This window comes from Acinetobacter higginsii (assembly GCF_000369845.1).
In the GTDB taxonomy this organism is placed as follows: Bacteria; Pseudomonadota; Gammaproteobacteria; order Pseudomonadales; family Moraxellaceae; genus Acinetobacter; species Acinetobacter higginsii.
The window spans coordinates 279,166-286,000 of the sequence record NZ_KB850212.1 but is presented as its reverse complement, the minus strand read 5'-3'; the positions used below and the strand labels follow the sequence as shown (position 1 = coordinate 286,000).

General features: G+C 40.5%; 6 protein-coding genes. All 6 read right to left on the bottom strand.

Annotated elements, in window-relative coordinates; translation table 11 throughout:
• Positions 1-137: 137 nt before the first annotated feature.
• The 6 genes from F885_RS13970 to F885_RS13995 all read right to left on the bottom strand — a co-directional run bounded on the left by F885_RS13970 (position 138) and on the right by F885_RS13995 (position 6,833).
• The gene (locus tag F885_RS13970) at positions 138-1,613 is read right to left on the bottom strand and encodes an efflux RND transporter periplasmic adaptor subunit (protein WP_005314496.1); all 1,476 of its coding nucleotides are present in this window, start codon (positions 1,611-1,613) and stop codon (positions 138-140) included.
• 10 nt (positions 1,614-1,623) lie between these two features.
• Positions 1,624-2,823, bottom strand: a complete 1,200-nt coding sequence (locus F885_RS13975; protein WP_005314493.1) for a TolC family protein — start codon at positions 2,821-2,823, stop codon at positions 1,624-1,626.
• 47 nt (positions 2,824-2,870) lie between these two features.
• Positions 2,871-3,326 carry a hypothetical protein gene (locus F885_RS13980; protein ID WP_032859141.1) on the bottom strand — a complete coding sequence of 152 codons (456 nt, stop codon included), beginning with the start codon at positions 3,324-3,326 and terminating at the stop codon, positions 2,871-2,873.
• Between the two features lie 152 nt (positions 3,327-3,478).
• A complete protein-coding gene (locus F885_RS13985; protein WP_005314488.1) occupies positions 3,479-4,366 on the bottom strand; it encodes a recombination directionality factor in 888 nt (295 codons plus the stop codon).
• Positions 4,367-4,506: 140 nt separating this feature from the next.
• A complete protein-coding gene (locus F885_RS13990; RefSeq protein WP_005314485.1) occupies positions 4,507-5,619 on the bottom strand; it encodes a YqaJ viral recombinase family nuclease in 1,113 nt (370 codons plus the stop codon).
• 164 nt (positions 5,620-5,783) lie between these two features.
• Positions 5,784-6,833: a DUF932 domain-containing protein gene (locus F885_RS13995; protein WP_005314483.1), complete on the bottom strand. Its 1,050-nt coding sequence runs from the start codon at positions 6,831-6,833 to the stop codon at positions 5,784-5,786.
• Between the last annotated feature and the right edge of the window lie 2 nt (positions 6,834-6,835).

The window sequence follows — 6,835 nt, the reverse complement described above, 5'->3', positions numbered from 1 at the left end:
ATCGGGAACAGCATCAATTGGTAGCTTAAAATAGTTATAAGCCCCCAATGCACCGACAAATAGGAATACGATGAGTACAAGCCAACGATTTTTAATCGAGAGTTTAACAATCTGATCAAACATATTCGCTACTCCCCTTAATGATCATGAGTAGCGCCAGATTTACCTAGCTCTGCTTTTAAAAGATATGAATTTCCTGCGGCATAAACCTGTCCTAATCGTAATCCAGATTTAACTTCCACATACCCATTGTATTTATCGCCGAGCTCCAGAGGTCGAGCTTCAAAATCGTTACCAACACGAATGAATACCACGTCCCAATCACGGAAATTCTGTAACGCATCTTCACGTACAACCATTGGCTTTTGACTTTGATTTTCAAAAATTTGAGCCGTGATTAACTGTCCAGAACGCCACTTAAACTGATTTGGTATCTCAATAAATACCTGCGCTGTACGTGTTTTAGTATCGATGACATCACTAATATATTTGATCTTGCCCAATGCCTCTTCTGTGCCGATTGGACTTTGAGGCTTAACTTTGACTCTGTTTGTAGGGTTTATAGCATTAAGCTTGTCAGCAGGAACATTTACTACTGCCAAGAGTTGTGAAGTATTTGCGATTTTAAAAATAGGAGTTGAAGAGCTTACATTAGATCCAACAGCACCAAGGATTTCTAATATTGTTCCTGACATTGCTGCACGAACTTCAACTGTTCCATTACCTGAACCGCCATAAGAGCTTATTAAGTTATTCAACTCATTTGCGCGAGTTTGAGCAGCATCAAAATCTCTCTTTGCAGAAATATAATCAATCTCAGGTGATACACGCTTTTGCCATAATGCTCGTTCTTGTTCCATTTTTTGGCGAGCAAACTGTAGAGTATCCAAAGCAACTTTACGATCTGCATTAAAACGAATTAAATCTTGGCTTTGGACAACAGCAAGTAAGTCTCCTTGGCTTACTTTATCCCCAATATTACGGTAGGTTTTTATCAATGTTCCACTGGCTTTTGGTGCAACAAGGCTTTCAAAATTATCAGGAAACTTCAATTCACCTTTCAATTCCAAAGAATTTTCAAACATCATTGGTTCAACGTTTAAGAGCTCTAAACCACTGCTCTTAATACTACTGTCTAACATGGTGACACGACCTTCTTTAGTATCCCACTTCCAAGTATGTTTTTTTCCTTGATAATCGACATTTATAACCATTAAAAACGAATGTGGCTCATAGACAATTTCGTTTCCAATCAAGTAATCACTCTCTGGTTTGAATTGAATATTCTGCTCAGCATCTAAACGCTTAATATAAATATTCGCTTTTAAATCTTCTGGTTTAAGCGGCTTATCTTTCAAATACCCATAAACACGAAGGTGTGGTTCCACTCCTTCTTCAAATATCTTAACCTCAGCAGAGAAATCTCCATCTCGATACAAACGACCACCGTGAGGTCCTTTCTCATCTCCAGCTACAGCTACTTTTTCTTCGGCGACCTCACCATGTCCACTCGCTTGTGTCTTATTACCAGTTTTATACCAAGCAATAGCACATAAGACGATAAGTAAGGCAACGACACCAGTTGCAATCAATGTATTGGTTTGTTTATTCATATTCTTGCCCTTATTCTTGATCTAAATGAGTAATGTAGTTGCGCTCGACTTCTGCAATTTCTGTCTGCAAAGCCAACCACAAATCGAATCGAGCAAGATGTTTGTCTAGCCAAATTTGCTTGATGTTATTGAACTCAAGTAAAGAGTTTTTCCCTGCTTGGTAACCCATCTCTGCAATTCGCAGGCTTTCATTTGTTGCGGGCAAAACGGTTTGATCATATTGCTTAATCACATCAATTAAATTGGAAACCTCAATAGATTTGTTTTCCAATTCGATTTTAGAGTTACGACTCACAAGCACAGAGTGTGTTTCTGCTTTCGTATGCTCTGCTTGAGCAATCGCAATATTGCCCTTATTTCGATTAAAGATATTGAGAGGTATTGACGTCGAAACTTGGAAGACTTTGTCATTGGTTTCTTGGTAGTTCCTAACCCCGACTCCCAAAGTGATATCTGGTATTGCTTCTTTACGGGCCAGTTCAAACTGAGTCTTTTTCAGCTTCGAACTCAGCGTTGCTTCTTGCTCAGACAAACTTATTTTGTCTGTGAAATTAAAGCTTAGCGGAACCTCCAATGCACTATTTGGCAGGTTGGAAGTGAACTTAGAACATAGATTTTTCTGGAACTGAATCTTCTTCACTTCATTTTGATGACGCAATTTCGACTCAGAAGAAAGTGCTATGCTTAGTTGAGCATCGGAAGGAATTACTCGCCCGTACTTAAGCCGTTCGGAAAGAACGTTAGCTTGTCTGGCATTCAATTTACTCTCAGAAGAATAAATTTCAGCACGCTGAGTAGCTACATACCAGTTCGCCATACAGATTCTTAAATCTGCTTTGAGTTCAGCCTGACGCTTTGCTATTTCGAACTGATTACGATCACCTTGAAAACTCGCAATCTGTTTCCTCAAGGAAAGTTTATTACTAAGAGGAATCTCTTGTGACAGTCCCAATAAGGTTGTTGGGCCATCCAAATCCTTCAGTTTAGAATTACCGAGATTATCCAACTCCATATTGAAAGTCGGATTATTTAATCTACCAGCAAACTTTTGATTGATTTCATAAGCTTGCTCGGACTGCTGTAAGCTATTGAGTACAGCATCACTTGCGATTACCTGCTTTTGTAGTTCAGCATAATTCGTTTCTGCGAATACATTTGCTGCTGTTGCTACAAATCCACAGGTAAGAAATATCTGATATTTTTTAGACATGACTTTACCTATACAAAAAAATTAAAATTAATTTTTGTATAGAAAGATCAATTACGTAGGACGATTAAGTCTTTAGAGTAAGTATAAGAATTACTAAATATTAGAGGGGATCGCCGCTTTAAAAAGGCTCGATAAACGGGCTTTTCAAAAAGCTGGAAAAAGAATAAAACTAGTGGAAGTGCGAAACTAAGAATAAAGATTGGATCTATGCTGAAATCACTATCAGAAGAAATTGGCTTTACTGAGTGATGATAAACTGGCTCATCAAAATTCTTCCAAGTGTGTGCTTCTGCATCATGATCAGTAGAGTTTTTTAGAGAATCCTCTAAGTGCTGCAAAGACCAATGACTAGATGCATCATCCTCAACAACAATATTCAACTCATGTTGGTGTTCAATGTTCTCAAGTAAGACAGGCGCCCACGCATGAACTCCCGTAATTGTTATCGTAAACAAAAACAGGACAAATGCGAGTATAAGCTTAGACAACCTACTTGAACGCATAGCCATGAACATACTTCTGATTTGCTAACAAAATACTAAAAAGCTTGATTAAAGTAAATCTATCTCTCGAAGATTGTGGAGGTGAATATGTTTTAAACTATTACTAAAATTTAAAAAAAGAGTGCTAGGACTCTTTTTTAACTAAATTCATTTTAATTCACAGCCTGCACCGATCGCTGCAAGCCTTTCTGGATACCCTGAATATGAACTAAGTCATGTGTCGGTTCTGATTTTGATTCATCCGAATAAAACTCGTCCACAATATCCAAGCTCTCCTCACCACCCACCTCAAAAATCGCATTACTATAGCCTTGCCGTGCTACATGATCCAAAGTTTCCTGATAAAATCCTGCCGCCTTGCTTTGTTTATCGATCTCCTTAGCTGAAGTGATAGCATCATTTAAATTCACACCATCCCTTAAAGTTAAATCCACGTAGTAAATCGGAGTTCGGTAGCTTTGCGTGGTACTTTTGCCCCTTAAAGTCAGTTGCAATGGCAGACATGAAAGCAGATCACCCGATGCAGCACTGTAATAACGTAATCGTGCAACCAAAGTACGAATACTATTAAAACCTGTGGTTCTAAAGATGAATGTGCCAAACTCATCTGATTCATCTAAGTTGACGTAGAGTCTGCCATAAGGCTTGCACAACCCACCTTGGGCTAATGGACATAAATCAGGTGATGGGCATGGATGTTGCTCAATGCCATTTTGTCCTAGTCGCTGACAAGTTTCGCCATTTCCTGAACAGATTAAACGCCCTGTTTGTCGGTCAAATAAGCTGTACTCTGCTCGTAAGTTTAGTTCAGAATCGTTAAAGATCATTCTTACAGGTATGGTTCTGAGTTTTTGATTTTGTGCTTTGGCTCGTAGTTGTTCATCCAAGGGATGCTTAATCCATCCGTCTTTCCCTTGAATTTGACTGGTAATGGTAAATTGATCATCTTTTTCAGGCAGTCGTTTGCCATTCTTTTCTACAATTTTGCCGATACTAATACGACCCAATACTGGTGGTGTAATTACGAGACCTTTAATCATATTGATGTCCTCTCTAGATGTATAAATAAAATTTTGTCCATAAAAAATCCCATACCTTTTTAGGCATGGGATCAGTGAGTTTTTGAGGTTGGTTGATTTGATACTTAGTTGGGAAATAAATGGTGGAATGAAGATCTGTCCTATCCACCATTCGGATAAATCTGAAAACGTCTTGTTCCAGCTTTAGTTTGTGGAAACTGCTGGAGATATTCAGGGTGCTGTTTTAGTAAGGATTTACTGTCGAGGCTGACCGAATCTTGTGATTTCTTCCAAGTGACTGAACCACCTGTAAATACCGCTCGCTCAGCTTCTTTCATCAACATCTGTAGTTGATGTTTTAGTTCATCAAAATACTGTTGGTGTTGCTCAACCTTATGTCGCTCCTCAAGCAACTGGTTAAATAGGTAATTAGCTTGTTCATTTTGGGTCAGGTCTTCCACTGTTAAAGGAATCTGTTCTGGATAAAGTTGTTGCAGCGCTTTAGCAGCGGATTCAGAAGCATCTACACTTGGCGGAATGCCAGTTTCGACACATTGCCAGAAGTGTCGTTCAGCATTAATGATGTGCTGGATCACGGTTTCATTACGAGTCACTTTATAGATTTTAGTTTCATGTCCACAGATCAAGGCACAGATATGTGCAGCTTGTTTGCCTGTCACGGCTAACTGATGTTGCACTTGGCAAAGCACATACAGCGGTACGCCGTCACGCCAGAGTTTTGAGCCATATTCCCCCACTGTTTTACACTCCAATATATGGACTTCTTCATGGCCCACCACGGCATAGTCCAAGTTAGCCAGCATAAAGTGTTTATCTTCGTCAGGGTGCTGTAGCACGGCATTGACTCGACGGACTTTGTGATTTGTATGCATGCTGTAGTATTGTGCCACCAAAGGTTCCAACTGCTTGCCCCAATATAAAGGTGCATAGCCTGCACTTTCATCTTCAATATTTTGCTGCATCCGACCTGTCTTGATCATCCACAACTCTAGCATCGACATATACGGATTGAGTCCGCAGGCCGTTGCTGCATCACTGCTGCCAATGCCCTGTTTTCTGACCTCCAGCCATTGTTGGTAGTTCAGCTTTTTGGTGTTGGCAAGACGTTTTGCTGAAGGTAGAAGACTGGTTTTCTTTGGCGTTTTCTTGGTTCGTGTGCCCACCTCAACCTTATGCTCAGTTTCAATCTTGATGGGATACGGTTGTAAAGGTGGCTGGTTTAAAGTGTTTTGGATATGAGTATGACTATTCATAATAAATATTCCTGTATCGGTAAAATGGTAAAAGCTGAATTTCGGGCATAAAAAAAGCCACGTCGGGGGTGACGTGGCGAAAAGGGTTTTGCTACTTGAAGTTTGATCTAATCGTTAAATTAAAATAGAGAGCTTAAATAAAACTGAAGAAATAATTGGTCTGTTTAAACCACCATTCTTAAAGCTTGTTCAAGACCTCGTTGTTTAATCGCTGCACCTGCCCCAAACCATGCAGAATCTAAACGATGATCCGTACTCATAGCCCGACGTTCATGATCACAGAACTCGGTAATGGCGCAGAGTAATCCATACGCCGTATCTTTGGCTGAGCTGAGTTCTGCTCCTCGTCCATGTCCGTTAAACATGGTCATCACTTTAGACATGGCTCGTCCATTCGGTTCAGTTTTATTGTCTGATCTGGATGACTGAGTTTGCTTGGGCATCGCAGCATTTCGATAGAACTGAATAATGCTTTCATCCTGTTCAGCCATACTGAGATTAGTATTGTTAAATACTGCATCAAAGTAAGCGGCTGCTTCTTGTTGAGTCACCTTGCGCTGACTGAGTTGCTTCATTTCATACATGTGTTCATCCCATGCACGAACTGAGATACCAAGTTGCTGTTTGACTTTCTCTGCATCGAATCGAGTGCTGTGCGGAACTTTGACGACGCCTGCATTACCTTGCTGACCACGTAAAGCGATTGCCAAGGTGTTGTTACACACCACGCGGATAGAGGTGAATTGAGCTGTAGTTGCCAATGTTCCATCACAGGCAGTTGCCAATAAAATATAACCATTGCTAACATCCTTGCCCTTGAGTGCAGATGTCTGTCCTGTCTTAGCTAGTGCCCAAAATTTCTTACCACCTTTCAGTACCCCAGCAGTTTCTAACTCAAAGCCCGATTGCTCAGTCAGATCTCGATAGAATTCTAAAATCTCCATCGGCTGGACTTCCTGAAAGCGCTGGCTGACCACAGATAAAGGCTCATGCGTGTCTGAGCGATATAAGACCCGTTGTTCCTGATACGGCAAGATCAGATTTTGCTGTTTGTGGTTTTCAGCCATATAACTGACATCGGAGGATTCAATTCTCCAGTCCATACCTGCCTGCTTCGCCCACACCTCAATCGGTTGGTTTGGAATGAGTTGATTGCCCAAGCCATGCCAAGGGGTTTGTCCTACAAATGCCATGCTTTCAACTAAATGTGCCATAG

Bases quoted from the DNA above. Each gene is read 5' to 3' on its own strand.
- F885_RS13970 (WP_005314496.1), bottom strand. From the start codon at position 1,613: ATGAATAAACAAACCAATACATTGATTGCAACTGGTGTCGTTGCCTTA.
- F885_RS13975 (WP_005314493.1), bottom strand. From the start codon at position 2,823: ATGTCTAAAAAATATCAGATATTTCTTACCTGTGGATTTGTAGCAACA.
- F885_RS13980 (WP_032859141.1), bottom strand. From the start codon at position 3,326: ATGCGTTCAAGTAGGTTGTCTAAGCTTATACTCGCATTTGTCCTGTTT.
- F885_RS13985 (WP_005314488.1), bottom strand. From the start codon at position 4,366: ATGATTAAAGGTCTCGTAATTACACCACCAGTATTGGGTCGTATTAGT.
- F885_RS13990 (WP_005314485.1), bottom strand. From the start codon at position 5,619: ATGAATAGTCATACTCATATCCAAAACACTTTAAACCAGCCACCTTTA.
- F885_RS13995 (WP_005314483.1), bottom strand. From the start codon at position 6,833: ATGGCACATTTAGTTGAAAGCATGGCATTTGTAGGACAAACCCCTTGG.